We start from the raw sequence: 18,355 nt of genomic DNA on the forward strand, positions 1-18,355 counted from the left end.
TTACTCCCCTTCGTCCAGGCTTTCTACGCGAATGCGCGTTAACGACCCGGCAATATCGGCCATGGATTCGATTTCGCGGATCGCTGCGTTCATCTGTTTCTCTTTGGTGCGGTGAGTCAGCAGAATGATCGGCACCAATTCGCCCTCGGTCGCCTCTTTCTGGATCAGCGCTTCGATAGAGATGCCCTGCTCGGCCAGAATAGTCGCCACCCGTGCCAGTACGCCGGGGCGATCCACCGCCAATAGGCGTAGGTAGTATGCCGTGATGATGTCTTCCATCGGCATGATGGGCAACTGGCTGACATCTTCGTCGATGCCGCTAAACGCCAGGTAGGGAACCCGGTAGTGGTGGTCGGTGGAGATATCCCGCGCCACGTCGAGTAAGTCGGCCACCACCGCTGATGCAGTCGGCTCGGCGCCGGCGCCAGCGCCGTAGTAAAGCGTCGGCCCTACCGCGTCGCCCATTACCGCAATGGCATTTTTTACGCCATGAACATTGGCCAGCAGACGCTCTTTAGGAATCAGCGTGGGGTGAACCCGCAGTTCCAGGCCTTGATCGGTACGCTTGGAGATACCCAAGTGCTTGATTACGTAGCCAAGGTTGTCGGCTTGTTCGACATCTTCTGCAGTAATCCGTGAAATGCCTTCGGTGAAAGCTTTCTCGAACTGCAGCGGCACGCCGTAGGCAATCGAGGCCAAAATAGTCAGTTTGTGCGCCGCGTCGATACCTTCCACGTCAAAGGTGGGGTCAGATTCGGCGTAGCCTAGCGCCTGAGCTTCCGCGAGCACGTCCTCAAAGGCGCGGCCTTCATCGCGCATATGGGTAAGAATATAGTTGCCGGTGCCGTTGATAATCCCCGCTACCCACTCAATGCGGTTGGCACCCAGGCCTTCGCGCAGCGATTTGATCACCGGAATGCCGCCTGCGACTGCAGCTTCGAATGCCACGATGACGCCCTTTTCGTGAGCGGCCTTGAAGATTTCGTTGCCGTGCACTGCAATCAGCGCCTTATTGGCGGTGACCACATGCTTGCCGTTTTCAATGGCGGTGAGCACCAGCTCGCGGGCGATATCGTAACCGCCAATGAGCTCTACCAGGACATCCACATTGGGATTGGTCGCTACTTCAAACACATCGGAGGTGGCATTGATGCCGGTAATATCGCAGTCAGGATGAATACTGCGGTGAGCAACCTGCTCAATCACAATAGGGCGGCCAGCACGACGCGCAATATCATCAGCGTTGCGAGTCAATACGTTAAAGGTGCCGCCACCGACAGTACCTAGACCACAAATACCTACTCTTACCGGTTTCAAAATACTTCCCCTTTCGTGTTGTGCACCTGGTGGTGCTGGCCTTAATTACGGTTTTGAATTCGATCTTAAAGACCGCGCCTCAGCGCTTTGCATTATCTTTCAATGTGACGTTATTCGTCATCCAAGCCTAACATGGCAGAGAGCCGCTCGGGGGGCACAAAGCCCGGCACCAGTTGCCCATTGGGCAAAATAATTGCTGGCGTGCCCTGTACGCCCAGCGCCTTGCCCAGATCATACTGCCCCGCCACAGGATTGTCGCAGTCTGCTGCGCTGGAAATAGCCTCGCCCTCTTTGGCTTGAGTCATCGCTTCGCTGCGATTATCCGAGCACCATACCTGCTGCAGCGTGGTGGCAGCTTGGCTGCCCATGCCCGCACGGGGAAACGCCATATAGTGAACGGCGATACCACGCTCATTCAACTCCGGAATGGTGTCGTGTAACCGCGCGCAGTAGGGGCAAGTAGGATCGGTAAATACCGTCACTGTTGCTTTCGGTTCATCGGCACCGCGGAAGATCACTAGCTCACTCTCAGGCACTGCCGACAACGCATCTGCACGCTCTTGGTTCTGCTCTTGCTCGGTTAAGTTGACCAACCCGTCGGGTGCGTTTTCATATAGATCGCCGACCAGGAAGTGGCTGCCGTCTGCATTGGAGTAGAAAGATTCGCCGTTCTCCAACCGCACGTGATAAACGCCATCCATAGGCGTTTCGGTGACCGCTTCCACGGGCATCGACTGGCCATTGACGCTAAGCGATTCAGCCAAACGATCTGCCACGTCGTCAGCCTGTGCAGCGGAAGGTAGCAGGCTGGCAGTTAGCAAACACGCCAGCATCGAGGAAGGTGTCAGTAAAGGTAGTGTTACAAAACGGCGTTGACGCATCATCAATTCAACCTCGTGGGTGATGTTCAGCATGTAGGCTTTCCAAGCGCGCCTGGGCTACATGGGTATAAATTTGGGTCGTCGACAGATCGCTATGACCCAGCAGCAGCTGTACGACCCGCAAATTGGCCCCATGATTCAATAAGTGGGTGGCAAATGCATGGCGAAGCGTATGGGGCGACAGTGGCCGGGTAATCCCTGCCGTTATGGCATGCACCTTAATCCGGTGCCAAAAGGTTTGCCGGGTCATGGCTTTGTTTCCCCGCCCGGGAAACAGCGCGGGGCGTGTTGGGTCGCTCATCAGCGCCAACCGTGCAGTCTGCATATAGTGCGCCAGCCAATCTGCGGCCTCTTCGCCCATGGGAACCAAGCGGTCTTTATCGCCTTTACCGCGCACCCTAACCACGTTTTGGCGCAGGTTGACCGCATCGCCGGTGAGTCCGACCAATTCAGATACCCGCAAGCCACAGGCGTACAGTAGCTCCAGCATGGCACGGTCACGAACCCCCAAAGGAGTCTCCGTATCCGGCGCTAAGAGCAGACGTTCAACTTCGTCCTCTTCCAAGGTATTAGGTAAGCCGGGTATGACCCGCGGCAGCTTGATGTCGGTAAGGGGGTCGCTTTCCACTTGGTTGTTGAGACGCCCCCAGCGGTAGAAGCTGCGTAGAGTCGACAGCAGCCGGGCATTACTGCGCAGTTGATAGCCCTCCTCCCGGCGGCTGGCCAGCCACTCACTGAGGCGCTCCGGCGGCGGCGCCAAGAGGGCTTCGCCGTGACTCTCCAAGTGGGTTTGCCAGGCGGTTAAATCACGCCGATAGGCGGCTAACGTATGATCGCTGGCGCCCTGTTCAAGCCAGAGAGCATCTAAAAATGTATCGATAACGCTCATACGTTAGTCACCTCAAACCGCTTTTATTGAGCGGCATAAACAAAACCCCGCCCCGCAAAGCGGTGACGGGGTCTTGGTATCCGGACGCAACATCTGTTCGAGAACAGCGTGCGCCCGAGGAGCAGTGGCGTTTAAGCCAGCTTTTCCTTGATACGTGCAGAACGACCGCTGCGCTCGCGCAGGTAGTAAAGCTTGGCTTGACGCACGTCACCACGACGCTTGACTTCGATCGAGTCAACCAGCGGGCTATAGGTTTGGAAGGTACGCTCAACGCCAACGCCGTGAGAAATTTTACGCACGGTGAAAGCGGAGTTCAGGCCACGGTTACGCTTACCGATGACTACACCTTCAAACGCCTGCAGACGCTCGCGAGTACCTTCTTTTACTTTTACCTGAACGACAATGGTGTCGCCGGGGGCAAAGGGAGGAATTTCTTTGCCCATTTGCTCAGATTCGATCGCCTGGATCACTTTGCTTTTACTGCTCATCATCATACTCCTGAATAACGTGTTGGCTTGACCGCTCAATCATGGGTGGCGGAAGCCGTGATCCCGGCGCTCGAAACGAGCTACGCGGGAGTCGTTATGGGTGACACAGGTGCGCATACGCCCTGCACCGCCGCTCTGGCCTACTCAGTTTTAGCTGACAGAGCGTGTTCCTCGATAAACTCGTTCAACAGCTTACGCTGCTCGGCATCTAACGATCGCCCTTCCAACAGGTCTGGACGACGCTGCCATGTACGCCCGAGTGACTGCTTTAACCGCCAGCGCTTGATGGCTGCATGATTACCGCTTAACAGCACATCCGGCACTTGGCGCCCGTCGATGGCTTCTGGACGGGTATAGTGCGGGCAGTCTAACAGGCCGTCATTAAACGAGTCTTCGATAGCGGAATCCTGATGACCCAGTACACCGGGGATCAGCCTTGCCGCTGCATCAATCAGTACCATCGCTGGCAGCTCACCGCCGCTCAACACATAGTCGCCAATCGACCACTCTTCATCAATGTCACTCTCCACCACGCGTTCATCAATGCCTTCATAGCGCCCCGCCACAACCACTAAAGGCCCGGCGGAAGCCAGTGCTTGAACGCCCTGCTGATCCAGCTTACGCCCCTGGGGTGAAAGGTAGATCACCGTCGGCACTAAGCCGGTGGCTTTCTGCGCCCGCTCCCGGGCTGCAAAGATCGCTGCACGCAGGGTGTCGACTTTCATCAACATGCCTGGACCACCACCATAGGGGCGGTCATCGACGCTGCGGTGGCGGTCAGTGGCGTAATCCCGTGGATTCCAAAACTCCAGTGCAATACGCTGCTTCTCTACCGCTCTGCCGACCACGCCCTGTTGCGTTAGCGCGTCAAACATCTCGGGAAACAACGATACAACGCCAATCCACATCGCTGGGCCAATCCACGTTGCAGGCACTGCTGCTTCGCTCGCCGTTTCCGGCGCGTTGCCACTATCCAACTCAGCTGAGTCGGTAGATGCATCATTGCTCAAACTGTTCATAAGTTTGGTCAAAACTCAGGATCCCAATCGACGACCATACGGCCCTCTTGGGAACTGATTTCGATAATGACGTCGTCTGGCAAAAATGGCAGCAGTCGCTCGCGCTTGTCGATTGAGTCTGAATCGCCGCGAATCACCATGACATCGTTGGCGCCGGTTTCAAACAGGTAGCTTACCCGTCCTAGCCGTTCGCCGGCCTGAGTGAAGACCGCCATGCCTTCAAGCTCATGCCAATAATACTCATCGTCGGAAAGCTCAGGCAGCGCCTCTTTGGGCATCAGAATGTCCGTTTGGGCTAATGCTTCCGCCGCACTACGGTCATCGACCCCTTCAAGCTGCACCACAAGTCCTTTGCCCTGCCGACGCCCTTGAACAATGCTTATGCGCTTCAGGGCTTCACCTTGGCGCACCCACCATTCCGGGTATTCAAGAATGCTGTCCATTGGGCTAGTGTAGGAGTACACCTTGAGCCAACCTTTCACCCCATAAGGGCTAGTCAGCTTGCCTAGCACCACATGCGTGTCGTCAGTTTGGCTTATTTCAAAACGCGTCATCGACGACCTCAGCTACCCAGCACTCACTTTCTCACACAATAAGCCTTAGACAACAAGACTCAAAATCAGGCTTAAGCCTGTTTGCGTGCTTCTTTTACCAGCTCAGCAACACGACCAGACAGCTGGGCGCCTTGGCTCTGCCAGTGAACAACGCGGTCTAGGTCGACGCGCAGACGCTCTTCCTGACCACGGGCAACCGGGTTGAAGAAGCCGATACGCTCAATGAAGCGACCGTCGCGAGCGTTACGCGAGTCGGTAACGGTCAGGTGGTAAAAGGGACGCTTCTTGGCGCCACCACGGGCCAAACGAATGGTAACCATACGATAACTATCCTTCGGTTGAGGTTACGAGAGTGTGTTTATAGCGCTAACCGCTATCGGAACACTCGTCGTGCTGTTTTCTTGGCGCTAAACTGGCACACAGCCACATAAAAGCGGCTTGCATGACTTTTTTAGCACCATAAAGGCCTTCATTGAGCGCTGCTACTGCTACGTTTTGACGTATTTGGGCAGCACCCACGCATGAAGAGGCCGCATTCTACGCAAATGCGCTCGGCTTGGAAAGCCTGTCAGCCAGAAAACTGATAGGTCGTCAACCTCACCAAGCGCATCAGCACTTTACCATCGGCGTCTTAGCGTCGCGGTAAACCACCGGGGCCGCCCATGCCACCAGGGCCTCCCATTCCACCAGGCCCACCTGGGCCTCCGCCGCCCATCATGCCAGACATGCCACGCATCATCTTCTGCATGCCGCCCTTCTGACCTGCTTTCTTCATCATCTTCTGCATCTGCTTATGCTGCTTGAGCAGACGATTCAGATCGGGCACTTGCAGGCCTGCACCGGCGGCAATGCGGCGTTTGCGCGAGCCGTTGATAATATCTGGCTTGCGGCGCTCTTTAGGCGTCATGGAGTTAATCAGCGCCTCCAGCTTGCCCAGCTCTTTCTCAGGGCCGGGACCTTGGGCCATCTCGGCCATCTGCCCCATGCCGGGCAACTTACCCATCAGACCACCCATACCGCCCATTTTCTTGAGCTGCTGGAGCTGGTCGCGAAAATCTTCCAGGTCAAATCCGTCACCCTTCTTGACCTTTTTAGCCAACTTCTCGGCTTTGGACTTATCGACGGTGCGTTCGGCTTCCTCGATCAGCGACAGCATGTCGCCCATCCCCAGGATGCGCGAGGCGACACGGTCTGGGTGGAACGGTTCCAGGGCGTCGACTTTTTCACCGACCCCCATAAACTTGATCGGCTTACCGGTAATGTGGCGCACAGACAGTGCTGCACCGCCGCGAGCATCACCGTCTGCCTTGGTCAGGATCACACCGGTTAGCGGCAACGCTTCGCTGAACGCCTTGGCGGTATTGGCAGCATCCTGGCCGGTCATGGCGTCGACGACAAACAGCGTTTCCTGAGGCGAGACCGCTTTATGCAGCGCCTGGATCTCCGCCATCATGGCTTCATCAATCGCCAGTCGACCGGCAGTATCAATCAGCACCACATCGTGAAACTGGATTTTGGCGTGCTTGATGGCCGCTTCGGCAATGGCTACCGGCTGCTGGTCAGAGCGCGAAGGGAAGAAATCCACTTCGACTTCTTTGGCCAGGGTTTCGAGCTGGTCGATGGCTGCCGGGCGATAAACGTCGGCAGACACTACCAAGACCTTCTTCTTCTCGCGTTCGCGCAGGTAGCGGGCCAGTTTGGCCACAGAGGTGGTTTTACCCGCACCCTGTAGGCCGGCCATCAATACAACGGCGGGGGAACCCTTGAGTACAAAGCCGTCGTTGGCTTCGCCCATAATCGCTTCCAGCTCTTGCTGAACGATTTTGACGAACTGCTGGCCTGGCGACAGGCTTTTAGATACTTCCTGCCCGACCGCCCGCTCGCGCACGCGTTCAATGAATTCCTTGATGACCGGCAGTGCTACGTCGGCCTCAAGCAGTGCGCGGCGTACTTCACGCAGGGTATCTTTAATATTGTCGTCGGTCAGGCGAGCCTGACCCTTGATCGACTTTAACGTCTGGGAAAGACGCTCACTTAGATTCTGGAACATGGGGCCTCTCTGCCTCCGTCACTGCCGTCGGCGCGCACGCCCTGGACTAATTAGTAAAAAGATTATACGCGCTCATGCTTTGAGTCTCCATGGGGTACATTCAGCACCCCTGGCTATTTTCGTACGCCCACCCCGCTGGGCGACGCCGCTTGGATTAGTTATAGTAGTTGGATAGATTCTCGTCGTAATCACACTTAATTCGTTTATTTATTCACAGCAACGCGCTGCAAGGCGCACGGATAGCATCATGCAGGCGCTCCCTTTCGCCACGATTGCTTTTGTTCTTTATGTTGCCGCGGCCATTTGGCAAGGCATGACGCTGTTCCGGCGTGTGCCGCCCCGCCAGGGTATGGTGCGCCTGCTCGCTGTGCTGGGCTTACTGCTGCACATTCCTGTGGTGATCAAATTAGTCGGCCAATCCCCTGGCCTACTGCCCGGCTTTACCACCAGCGCCACATTGCTGATGGCGGTCGCGGTCAACGTCGTGCTAGTTGCCAGCCTGTTTAAACCGGTGCTTAACGCCGGGATTGTACTCTTCCCGCTGGCGGGTATTGCGTTACTCGCCGCCACTTGGCTGCCGAATCAGGGCGGCCATACCGGGCTTACACCGGGCATTTTATTGCATGCGATAAGTTCAGCGCTGGCGTTTGCCGTGCTGGCGATTGCCGCCGTCCAAGCGGTGCTGGTCGGCCTACAGAACCAGGCGCTGCGCCATCATCATATTCGCGGCATTGTGCAGTCGTTACCGCCGCTCACCACGATGGAGCGAGTACTTTTTGAACTGGTATGGGCGGGAATTATTTTATTGACGCTCTCCATCGCGAGCGGGCTTATTTTTCTGGACAACTTCTTTGCCCAGCACTTGGCGCACAAAACCGTACTCTCGCTACTGGCCTGGGTAATTTTCACGACCCTGCTGGTTGGTCGTTATCGCTTTGGTTGGCGCGGCATGCGTGCCGTGCGCTGGACACTGGGCGGTTGCGGCCTGCTGGTGCTGGCCTACTTTGGCAGTAAGTTCGTACTTGAGATTGTACTCAATCGATAACGGCTCAACCGCTAACGGGGCATTAACACGCCTTTGGTTGTCTTGACACACTACTCGCCACCTTCTACAAATCGAGCCTAACCCGCCACAAAGGACTTTTCGACTTGAGCGACGACTTCCCCCTGGGGTTACTGTTCGGCCTGCTAGCCTTACTGATACTGCTTTCTGCGTTTTTCTCCAGCTCTGAAACCGGCATGATGTCGATTAACCGCTACCGCTTGAGCCATCAAGCCAACAGCGGTGACCGCAGAGCCAAACGGGTCATGCGCCTGCTCACCCGCCCAGACCGCCTGATTGGCGTTATCCTGATCGGCAACAACTTCGTCAACAACCTGGCAGCCTCAATTGCGACCATTATCGCCATTCACTTCTTCGGCGACGTATCTGGGCCTGCAATTTCTACTGCTCTATTGACCATCACGATTCTTATTTTTGCCGAAGTAACGCCGAAGACCTACGCCGCGATTAAACCCGAGCGGATCGCCTACCCGACCTCCTACGCCCTTGAGCCGCTGCTAAAGCTGCTCTACCCGCTCGTATGGCTGGTTAACGTGATGTCTAACGGCCTGCTCAGGTTGGTGGGCGTTAAAAGCGTTGATAACGGGGGCGATAGCCTGACCCGTGATGAGCTGCGCACGGTGGTTCACGAAGCGGGCACGCTGATCCCCTACCGCCACCGGGCAATGCTGCTATCGATTCTCGATCTTGAGAACGTCACCGTGAACGACATCATGGTGCCGCGCCACGAAGTGTTGGGTATCGACCTGGATGATTCGCTCGAAGATATCTTGACCCAAATTCGCACCAGCCAGCATACCCGGCTACCGGTTTATAAAGGCGATATCAATAATATTATCGGCATGCTGCATCTGCGCAACGCGGCACGCTTTCTCTCCCGGGACGAAGTTACCAAGGCATCGATTGTTCAAGAGGCACGGGAGCCCTACTTCATTCCCGAATCCACGCCGCTACATACCCAACTGCTCAACTTTCAAAAGCAGAAGCGGCGTATCGGCATTGTGGTGGATGAGTACGGCGACGTAGAGGGTTTGGTCACCCTGGAAGATATTCTGGAAGAGATCGTGGGCGAGTTCACCACCGATGTCTCTGAGGATGAAGAGATTCACCAGCAGGATGACGGCAGTCACGTGATTGAAGGCACCGCCAATATTCGTGAGATTAACAAGATGCTCGGCTGGCAGCTGCCTACCGATGGCCCCAAAACGCTCAACGGGTTAATTCTTGAGCACCTTGAAGCTTTTCCAGAAGGCCCAGCATGCCTACAAATCGGCAATATGCGCATGGAGATTCTGGAGATCCGCGATAATCTCATTACCTCGGCGCGCTGCTGGCAAAAGCTGAGGGCGCCACGGCGCTAGTCAGTCATAAACGAATTAGCGGCGGTTAGCCAGATCCTGGTCAGCCGCCGCCTTTAGCGCCCTAACCCGCGCTTCGAGGAACCGCCGCAGCGCTATGTCATCGGCGTCCAGGCGGTTGATCGGGGGCCCAAAGTGCAGGCTCACCGGCGCCCGAAAGCGCTTAGGGCACTTTTTTAGCGCCTTGCCATCATGGTGAGAGGTCCACGACCCCCATAAGCCTGCCAGTCCTGCCGGAATCACCGGCACATCGTCCCGAGCGAGAATAGCCTCTAGGCCGCGCCGAAAGGCGTGAATTTCGCCATCAGGGGTCAATCGCCCTTCAGGAAAGACCATCACAACCTGCCCCTGGCGCAGCGCTGAGCTCACGTCATCCAGGGCGCGCCTCAGGGCGCCTGGGCTGCGCCGTTCAGACTCAATAGGGATTGCGCCAACCAGCTGAAACCACCATTTAAGCCAAGGCGAGTCAAAAATCGGTTGATCCATCACAAAGCGCAACGGCCGGGGGCTAGCACCGCCTAACACCAAGGCATCCATAAAACTGACGTGGTTACACACCACCAGCGCGGCCCCCTGCTTGGGGATATGCTCACGCCCATGCACCTGCAGCCGGTAACAGAGGCGCATTGAGACAAAAATCAGCCAGCGCAGCGCTTGGCGAGCCGCATTGACCCACCCAGTCACGTCGCCGCCTCACGATGGCGTAGGCCCGCCAGAATGGTACTCATCAGTTGATCCAGCAGCTCATCTACTTTTAATTGCTGCCCCTGCCAATAACCCAATCGCTCATTAAGCCCTAGTTGGACTAATCCATGAACGCTGCCCCACAGCGTACGCCCCAAACGGCGGGCTTCGAGATCATCCAGCGCTGGCTGGTAAGATTTAAGCGACGCTTCTACTTGAGTAAACAACGCTTCGATCAAATCGCTCTGGCGCTGATCAAGCTCGCCTTCTTGGGCCAGGGGATAATCAAACAGCAGCTGCCAGCGGTAACAATCCTGCTCGGCGAACCGCCAGTAGGCACGTGCCAGCGAACGTAACCATGGCTCAGGGTCATCGTCGATCAGGCTGGTAATGGTGTGCTGTAAACGCGCCAACGTTTCCACATTGACGTGCTGCAATAAATTATTGAAGCTGCCATATAGCTTCAATAGGGTACTGGGGGCACAGCCGACCTCTCTGGCCAGGGCACGCAGTGAGAGACCATGGACTGGCTGCTCAGCCAACCACTCATCACAAGCGTGCATGACCTGCGCATGGAGGGCATCGGGCGCATGCTGTCTAGGACGGGCCATGGCGATCTCTTAAGGTCAACGGCAAACAAGAAGGAAGCCTCACTGCGCTTTAGCGGGAGCAAGGGATACGATAGGATACCTTACATCGAACACTGTTTTCGACACTAAAACGCTACATTTCGTGCTTTATTGCCCGAAGTCCCCCGCCATCCAGGTACACTTCCACGACGATTCTGCTTAAGGAGATAGCTATGACGGGGCGATTGCATGTGCAAAATTTACCGCTGACCCGCTTATTGCCAACGCTAGCCACTCCTGAACCGTTGATTGAGTCGCCTAACCTAGCACCTCGTCGGCCAATCTCCGCTATTCGCTTAGAGCAGGGGCAGTACCGGCTCTCGTCGCTATTCTGGGGCCTGACGCCACCCTGGCTGGAAGTGCTGGATCATGCCCCCCACTGCGCCCGGGCGGAAACCCTTGAATCACGGGCGATGTTTCGCGATGCCTTTAGCGCTCGCCGCTGCGTTATTCCGGTAAGCGGTTTCTATGTATGGAAAACCCAGCCCCGCAGCAAGCAACCCTATTTGGTGACCCAGGTATCCCGGGCGCCGCTGCTATTGGGAGCACTATGGTGCCGCTACCACACCACGTTAACGGCGTTTACCGACTCTGCCGCACTGATCACCGTGCCTGCCAATCTGCTGTTATCGCCGTTAACCGACCGCCTGCCGGTCACTATACCCAGCCATGCGTTATCCGCCTGGCTCACCCCAGACACCGATACCGAAACGCTTAATTCACTGTTAGCACCCGCACCGTTGGAACTGTTGGGCGCTTTTCCGGTATCTAAACATGTCAATAATCCCGCCTACCAGTCATCGGCCTGTGCCCACCCTACCGGGTCGATGCTGCGTTGGGCTGTGTCACAGGAGCTGTAATGTTGCTATCCACTTGCATAACCCACTGGCGTGTTTTCCCGCAGTGCGCAGTGATTGGCGTTATCGCCAGCATCGCGTTAACGCCGCTGGCCTTCGCGGCCACCGATGACGCCGTTGCGGATGCCATTGCTGACACGGTCACCCCGATCATTAGCCCCTATGACAGCCGTGATTACCGGGTTTTGACGCTCGAGAACGGCCTCAATGTGCTGCTGGTCAGCGACCCGGAGGCGGACAAGGCGGCAGCGTCGATGAATGTGCGAGTAGGCAGCGCCCAAGATCCTGATGACCTTAAGGGGTTAGCACACTTTCTAGAGCACATGCTGTTTTTAGGCACCGAGCCCTACCCGGAATCTGATGCCTACCAGCGCTATATTTCCAATAACGCGGGCTCTCACAACGCCTTTACAGCGCAGCAGGATACCAATTACTTCTTTGATATTGAGCCCTCGGCACTGCCGGGTGCACTGGATCGTTTCAGCGAATTTTTCCTCTCACCGCTGTTTAACGCCGACCACCTGGAGAGCGAGCGCAATATCGTTCACTCGGAGTATATGGCGCGTATTCGTGATGAGTCCCGACGCGAAAACGATGTGCTCAACCAACTGCTCAACCCTGACAATCCCACCACCGGATTTGCCGTGGGTAGCCGGGAAACCTTAGCCCGCCCGCCTGAAGGCGAGGCAACGCTACGCGAGCGAGTAATCGATTTCTATCACCAGCATTACGACGCCAATGTAATGAACCTGGCGATTGTGGCACCACAGCCGTTGGATCAGTTGGAGGAGTGGATAGCCGAGCGCTTTGCCGATATTCCCGACAACGACTTAAGCGTGCCGACGATTGACGCGCCGCTGGTTGATTCAGACACGCTCCCCCGCTATATCGAGCGCCAGTCGCTGCAGGATCGTCGCCAGGTGAATTTCTACTTCCCGGTGCCCGACCCCACCGACGATTACCGCACAAAACCGACCCAGATAATTGCCCACCTGCTTGGCGATGAAGGTGAAGGTAGCCTGTTAGCGGTACTGCGTGATGCAGGATTGGCCGATGGGCTTTCCGCCGGTGTGGGCCGCGGCGATGGCAACGAAGCACTATTCACTATCTCCATCAGCCTGACGCCCGCAGGCGCCGAACGCTTGGACGATATTGAAGCCACCCTGTTTGCCGCCATTAAGCAACTGCGTAATGATGGCCTCGCCGAATGGCGCTACGAAGAGCAAGCAAAACTCAATGAGCAGGCCTTCCGCTTCCAGCAGTATGGCGCCCCCCAGCAGGAAGCCACTCGCCTTTCTATGAGCCTGTCTCGCTACCCGGTAGAGGACGTGCAGTACGCGGCCTACCGTATGGATGGCCCCGATGCAGAGCGCCAGCAGGTTTATCTTGACGCGCTAACGCCGGATAACATGCTGCGCTTCTACTCAGCGCCGGATATCGAAAGCGACACTGTCTCCCCTTGGTTCAACACCCAATGGGAAGAGCAAGTGCCCGAACAGCCGGGCCAGCCCCTGAGCGGTTTGGCACTCCCAGGGCCCAACCCCTTTATCGCCAGCGACCTGACGCTGCTGGAAGGCCAGGATAAGCGCCCTAGCCTGCTGGTCGATACGCCATCGTTTAGCGCCTGGCATATGCAGGATGAGCGCTTTAACACTCCCAAAGTTGAGTGGCGGGTCAGCCTACAAAGCCCCACCGCCAGCTACTCCGCCCATGAAGCAGTGCTCACTCGGCTGCTAGCCAGTTGGCTCAACGATAGTTTGAATGAATCCCTCTACCCCGCGTGGCTGGCCGGGCAGTCGTTTAGCGCTTACCCTCACGCCAGGGGCATGACACTATCGTTCTCAGGCTGGCGTGATGGCCAAACCCCGCTGATTGAACAAGCCCTTGAGCAGTTAGAGAGCGCAGAAATCACCGACAGTGCTTTCGAGCGGGTGCGTTATCAGTTGCAGCGCGAGTGGCGCAACGCGCCCCAGGCGTCACTCTACGGTCAAGCTAGCCGCACGCTGGGCGAAGCTTTACTCACACCACAATGGTCTACCGCTGAACTGCTCGCCGCTAGCGAGCGCTTTGACCGTGGCCACCTGGAAGATTTTCGCCAGCGCTTTCTAGATGACCTGTACGTCGATGCCATGGCGGTGGGCAATCTGAACGCTGACCTAGCGCGTGAACAAACACAGCTGATGCGTGCCAGGCTAAAACCGCGGTTAAACCGCGACGATATTGCCAACCTCACCCCACTTGCAGCGAGTGGCGAGCACAGCGTGCTGCACCCTCACAGCTCTCGGGATGAGTCCTTGGTACTGCGCTATCTGCAAGGCCGCGATCAGACGCCAGAGGAACAAGCCACCACCGCGGTGATCGCCCAGTGGCTGGAAACGCCGTTCTACCAGCAACTGCGCACCGAGCAGCAGCTCGGCTACATCGTGAACGCCGGCTATTCGCCGCTGCTCGAAGCGCCAGGGATTGCCCTTATGGTGCAATCACCTGACGTGGAGAGCGGCACCATCGCCGAGCGTATGGATGTGTTTCTTGATGAGGCTAACCAGCGTCTTGAACAACTCAGCGACGCTGACTTAGCGCCTTATCGCCAGGCAGTTCACGACCAGTTGCGCCAGCGCGATACCAGCCTTGCGGGAATGGCCAATCGCTACTGGCAAGCCACAGCGTTGGAAGACGTGCGCTTTGATCGCAGCGACCAACTGGCCGAGCGGGTGCTAAACGTTAGCCTTGAAGATATTAAGGCCCTATGGCCATCGCTGCGCGAGCACACCCTGGATATACGCTTTAATCCAGGCGACGAACCCAGCGATGTCAGAGATTATCGTGAAGAGCGCTCACCCTTGCCCAAAGTGCGTGATGACAGTGCGTAAAGAGAACTCTCTACAGGAGTGACCTAAACGGGCACCGGCTCAGGCGTCAAATGCTTGAGCCGGCATCATGGCTTCCACGAACATCACCAGCTCTTCCAAAATCTGGCGCTCGCGATCCGTAAGGGTTTGCTGATTGTACTGAGCGATTTCCCGCGCAAACGCCTTGAGGGTAAAGCCCGCCAGGGCCGGATCATTGATCCGCATCCAACGAAACGCTTCCCACTGCTCGCGCTCTTCGCCTTCCAACGTGTCGGGATAACTGCGCGCACGAAAGCGAAACAACATCTCTTCCAAGCGCGGATCCTGAAACGCAAAGCGCTGCCCTACCAAATCCCACGGCTCCATCTCTCGTACTCGCTCCATCTGCTGACGGTCGGCAGCAGAGAAGAAACTGCCCGAGTAGAGCATTAGATCAGGGTCTTGCGGCGCATCGTCGTAACCTGCACTAAACACCTCGGCGACCTTAGCGGCGACACCGCTGGCATCGCGCAGGGCTTTCCAGTGCTGCCGACAGGCCACCACATCCAAGCCTAAGCGCGCGACAATGTTGCCATACTCACCCTGCTGAGGCCCCTCAACGTCTTTCAAGGCACTGGCGGGAAACACCACCGGGCAGCGGTTGATATGAATCACCTTTAGCGGAATACGCACCTCGCCTTCTGCTAAATCCTGCTGACTGACAAACACGCGCTCACGAACCTGCTCCGCCGACATACTCAGCATATCGCTGGGATCAACGCTCAAATCGTAAACGATCACCCCATTAGGGTTTGCCGGGTGTTCAGCCAGCGGCATGACTAACGCACTACAGCCCCTGCTGGCGGGATAACGACGGGAGATATGCAGCAGCGGTTTGGCGTTGGGCAGGTCAAGCTGCTTGGCCACCGCGCGCTTACCGCGCAGACCGAGTAAATAGTCGAACAGCTTCGCATTGCGCGCCTTGAGCAAGCGGGCCAACGCGATCGTGGCCCGTACATCGGCTACCGCATCGTGGGCCCCCTCATGGGCAATGCCGTTAGCCGCAGTTAAGTGCTCAAGCTTGAAGCTGGGCGCGCCGTCTTCGCGCAGTGGCCACTCAATGCCATCAGGACGCAGCGCATAAAAGGCGCGCACAACATCGATTAAATCCCAGCGGGAGTTGCCGTTTTGCCACTCACGGGAATAAGGGTCGAGCAAATTACGGTAAAATAGGTGGCGGGAGACTTCATCATCAAAACGCAGGCTGTTGTAACCCACCACGCAGGTGCCCGGCTCACTCATATGGCGCTGAATCTCGCCCGCGAATTCTGCTTCGGGTAAACCATGACGTTGGGCTTTTTGAGGCGTAATACCGGTGATCAAACAGGCGGCAGGATGAGGCAGGTAATCATCGGCGGGCTTGCAGTAGAGCTCGATCGGCTCGCCGATCTCGTTCAGGTCAGCATCAGTGCGCAGGGCTGCGAACTGAGCGGGCCGATCGCGACGCGGATCCGCCCCGAAGGTTTCATAGTCATGCCAAAGAAAACTGGCAGGGGCAGCATTGGGTGGCGCCATGAATAATCACTCCGCTGGGCAGTTAAAAGCCCAAGCCTAGCACACCCGCCACCCCTTTCGCCGCGTCTTCAACGCTTAGGGTTAGCTTTTGGGGAGCGTAACGTTCAGTTCAAGCACTGAGCAGTTGTCTTCGCTGTCCAAGGAAATTTGAATGGCGTCGTCATCCACATGGACGTAGCGACGGATCACCTCAAGCAGCTCGCGCTCAAGCATCGGCATATAGTCGGGCTGCCCGCGCTGGCTACGCTGATGCGCCACAATAATTTGCAAACGTTCTTTGGCTACCGAGGCGGATTTTCTGCGCTCACGCTTCAAGAACTCAAGCAGTTTCATCGACGACCTCCCCCGAACATACGGCTGAGCAGGCCTTTGCGTTGCATTTCATGGAAACGCAGCGGCATGTCTTCGCCGAGCAGGCGCGATACCGTATCGCTGTACGCTTGGCCCGCATCGCTGGAGATATCGTGGGTAACGGGCACGCCCTGGTTAGAGGCACGCAGCACGGCCTCAGACTCAGGAATCAAGCCCAGCAGGTTAATCGCCAAAATTTCGCGGATATCGTCGAGCGTCAGCATATCGCCGGAGGTCACGCGCTCGGGATTATAGCGAGTCACCAGCAGGTGCTCTTTGATAGGGTCTTCGCCCCGTTCGGCACGTCGGGTTTTCGAGGCCAGTAGCCCCAAAATACGGTCAGAGTCGCGCACTGACGACACTTCCGGGTTGGTGACCACAATCGCCTCGTCGGCAAAGTACATGGCCAACTGCGCACCACGCTCAATACCGGCGGGGGAATCACAAAGAATGAAATCGAAATCTTCTTTCAATTTTTCCAGAATCTCCGCGACCCCCTCTTGGGTCAAGGCGTCTTTATCGCGGGTTTGAGAAGCTGGCAAAATAAACAGATTCTCGACGCGCTTATCACGAATCAGCGCTTGGTTAAGCCCCGCTTCACCTTGAATCACGTTGACTAAGTCATACACCACGCGTCGTTCGCAGCCCATGATCAGGTCGAGATTCCGCAGGCCCACATCAAAATCGATTACGACTGTTTTTTTACCGCGCAGAGCAAGCCCCGTAGAGATGGCTGCCGCGCTAGTGGTTTTACCGACCCCTCCTTTACCAGAGGTCACTACAATTATCTTGGCCAAGAGTCACTTCCTTCTTGAAGTCGTTCGTCGCGAGCGCGAGTCAGTTGGCGCTCTGCGCATAACGGGAACGTCAATGTCATCAACATGCCATACTGTAACGGATAGCGTCTTCGGCGTCGCTAGGCATGTAGCACCAACGCAGCCTCATACAAATACATTAGCCCAGTGGCTTAATTTCAAGCTGTTCTTTTGTAAAGTGAACTTCTGCGGGCCGCCCCAGAAGTTGAGCGTCGATATCTTCAGAGCGTTTGTAATTACCTGCCACTGAAAGCAGTTCAGCCTCCAATTCGCGGCAGTAAATACCCGCTTGGGTATTGCCATGAATACCCGCCAGCGCACGGCCACGCAGCGCACCATAAACATGAATACTACCAGCAGCTAGCACTTCTGCCCCAGCATTCACCGCCCCAATCACCACCAAATCTCCATCAGAGGCACTTACTTGCTGCCCCGACCGCACGGTACCCCGATAAAGCCGCGTAGCGAGCGTTGGCGCTTCCGCCTCACTCAGTTCCTCCTCACGGGCAACTTCTTGCACTGGCGAGTTACTGACACTTTCAAGCACCCGGGCACGGCCCTCTGCTACCGGTGGAAACCACCCCAACCCCAGCGCCCAGGACGATTGGCGAACCGGCTCGGTGCCACCGCGTACGGCCACCGGCAACAGCTTATGGTCACGGCACACGGCACAAATGCGCTCAAGGGCTAAGTGGGGTTCATCGAGTTTTTCCACGCTGAGCACAACCGGTGTATGCTGAAAGAAAGCGGGCGACTGGGAGAATTTGCCAGCCAACTGCTGCCGGATTTGCTCCGGATCAGCACTACTTAGCTCCATGACGGTCATCGGCAACATGCCGCCTTTGAAGGTAAAGGCCACTGCGGCACTATCCACGTTAAGGCTCATGGCCAAACTCCCCGTCATGTTCAGATAAGATAAAGGTAGCGTACTATCACGCATTTCGTCGTCTAGAAACACTGTAGTCTAAAAACAGTGTGGTCTAGAAGCAGTGTGGCC

At 56.6% G+C, this 18,355-nt stretch carries 18 protein-coding genes; 4 read left to right on the forward strand and 14 right to left on the reverse strand.

The window, feature by feature from the left end; all coding sequences use genetic code 11:
- From HZU72_RS09695 to ffh, 8 genes are all read right to left on the reverse strand, one after another.
- Positions 1-1,317, reverse strand: a complete 1,317-nt coding sequence (locus tag HZU72_RS09695; RefSeq protein ID WP_180091604.1) for a homoserine dehydrogenase — start codon at positions 1,315-1,317, stop codon at positions 1-3.
- 110 nt (positions 1,318-1,427) lie between these two features.
- Entirely contained in the window at positions 1,428-2,231 is an 804-nt protein-coding gene (locus tag HZU72_RS09700; protein ID WP_180091605.1) for a DsbC family protein, read from the reverse strand.
- Positions 2,206-3,087 carry a site-specific tyrosine recombinase XerD gene (xerD, locus tag HZU72_RS09705; RefSeq protein WP_180091606.1) on the reverse strand — a complete coding sequence of 294 codons (882 nt, stop codon included), beginning with the start codon at positions 3,085-3,087 and terminating at the stop codon, positions 2,206-2,208. The genes HZU72_RS09700 and xerD overlap by 26 nt, the downstream gene beginning before the upstream one ends.
- Positions 3,088-3,218: 131 nt before the next feature.
- A complete protein-coding gene (gene rplS / locus HZU72_RS09710) occupies positions 3,219-3,575 on the reverse strand; it encodes a 50S ribosomal protein L19 (protein ID WP_027957738.1) in 357 nt (118 codons plus the stop codon).
- 140 nt (positions 3,576-3,715) lie between these two features.
- Positions 3,716-4,483, reverse strand: a complete 768-nt coding sequence (trmD, locus tag HZU72_RS09715) for a tRNA (guanosine(37)-N1)-methyltransferase TrmD (RefSeq protein ID WP_180091684.1) — start codon at positions 4,481-4,483, stop codon at positions 3,716-3,718.
- 119 nt (positions 4,484-4,602) lie between these two features.
- Positions 4,603-5,148, reverse strand: a complete 546-nt coding sequence (gene rimM / locus HZU72_RS09720) for a ribosome maturation factor RimM (RefSeq protein WP_180091607.1) — start codon at positions 5,146-5,148, stop codon at positions 4,603-4,605.
- A 71-nt stretch (positions 5,149-5,219) separates the two neighbouring features.
- The gene (gene rpsP / locus HZU72_RS09725; RefSeq protein WP_007111767.1) at positions 5,220-5,468 is read right to left on the reverse strand and encodes a 30S ribosomal protein S16; all 249 of its coding nucleotides are present in this window, start codon (positions 5,466-5,468) and stop codon (positions 5,220-5,222) included.
- A gap of 311 nt (positions 5,469-5,779) precedes the next feature.
- Entirely contained in the window at positions 5,780-7,198 is a 1,419-nt protein-coding gene (gene ffh, locus HZU72_RS09730; RefSeq protein ID WP_180091608.1) for a signal recognition particle protein, read from the reverse strand.
- 247 nt (positions 7,199-7,445) lie between these two features.
- On the opposite strand from ffh, the gene HZU72_RS09735 reads away from it, so the two are divergent.
- Together HZU72_RS09735 and HZU72_RS09740 are read left to right on the forward strand one after the other, a co-directional pair.
- Positions 7,446-8,243 carry a cytochrome C assembly family protein gene (locus HZU72_RS09735; protein ID WP_180091609.1) on the forward strand — a complete coding sequence of 266 codons (798 nt, stop codon included), beginning with the start codon at positions 7,446-7,448 and terminating at the stop codon, positions 8,241-8,243.
- 104 nt (positions 8,244-8,347) lie between these two features.
- Positions 8,348-9,622, forward strand: coding sequence for an HlyC/CorC family transporter (locus HZU72_RS09740; protein ID WP_009288263.1), 1,275 nt, complete (start codon positions 8,348-8,350; stop codon positions 9,620-9,622).
- Positions 9,623-9,637: 15 nt separating this feature from the next.
- Here the strand turns inward: HZU72_RS09740 and HZU72_RS09745 are convergent, their stop codons facing one another.
- Positions 9,638-10,303, reverse strand: coding sequence for a 1-acyl-sn-glycerol-3-phosphate acyltransferase (locus HZU72_RS09745; protein WP_180091610.1), 666 nt, complete (start codon positions 10,301-10,303; stop codon positions 9,638-9,640).
- Entirely contained in the window at positions 10,300-10,914 is a 615-nt protein-coding gene (locus tag HZU72_RS09750; RefSeq protein ID WP_027957733.1) for a TetR/AcrR family transcriptional regulator, read from the reverse strand. Before HZU72_RS09750 ends, HZU72_RS09745 begins: the two co-directional genes overlap by 4 nt.
- A gap of 191 nt (positions 10,915-11,105) precedes the next feature.
- Between HZU72_RS09750 and HZU72_RS09755 the strand changes: the two genes are divergently transcribed.
- Positions 11,106-11,792, forward strand: coding sequence for an SOS response-associated peptidase (locus HZU72_RS09755; RefSeq protein WP_180091611.1), 687 nt, complete (start codon positions 11,106-11,108; stop codon positions 11,790-11,792).
- Positions 11,792-14,659: an insulinase family protein gene (locus tag HZU72_RS09760; RefSeq protein ID WP_180091612.1), complete on the forward strand. Its 2,868-nt coding sequence runs from the start codon at positions 11,792-11,794 to the stop codon at positions 14,657-14,659. Before HZU72_RS09755 ends, HZU72_RS09760 begins: the two co-directional genes overlap by 1 nt.
- 39 nt (positions 14,660-14,698) lie before the next feature.
- Here HZU72_RS09760 and sbcB read toward each other — a convergent pair whose 3' ends face one another.
- The 4 genes from sbcB to minC all read right to left on the reverse strand — a co-directional run bounded on the left by sbcB (position 14,699) and on the right by minC (position 18,244).
- Entirely contained in the window at positions 14,699-16,192 is a 1,494-nt protein-coding gene (sbcB, locus tag HZU72_RS09765; protein WP_180091613.1) for an exodeoxyribonuclease I, read from the reverse strand.
- 81 nt (positions 16,193-16,273) lie between these two features.
- Positions 16,274-16,525: a cell division topological specificity factor MinE gene (gene minE, locus HZU72_RS09770; RefSeq protein ID WP_007111776.1), complete on the reverse strand. Its 252-nt coding sequence runs from the start codon at positions 16,523-16,525 to the stop codon at positions 16,274-16,276.
- Positions 16,522-17,340 (reverse strand): septum site-determining protein MinD, encoded by an 819-nt coding sequence (gene minD, locus HZU72_RS09775; RefSeq protein ID WP_180091614.1) that lies wholly within the window; start codon positions 17,338-17,340, stop codon positions 16,522-16,524. Before minD ends, minE begins: the two co-directional genes overlap by 4 nt.
- A 157-nt stretch (positions 17,341-17,497) precedes the next feature.
- Positions 17,498-18,244 (reverse strand): septum site-determining protein MinC, encoded by a 747-nt coding sequence (gene minC, locus HZU72_RS09780; RefSeq protein ID WP_180091615.1) that lies wholly within the window; start codon positions 18,242-18,244, stop codon positions 17,498-17,500.
- Positions 18,245-18,355: the final 111 nt, after the last annotated feature.

Origin of the sequence: Vreelandella sedimenti (genome assembly GCF_013416325.1) — a bacterium.
Lineage (GTDB): Bacteria > Pseudomonadota > Gammaproteobacteria > Pseudomonadales > Halomonadaceae > Vreelandella > Vreelandella sedimenti.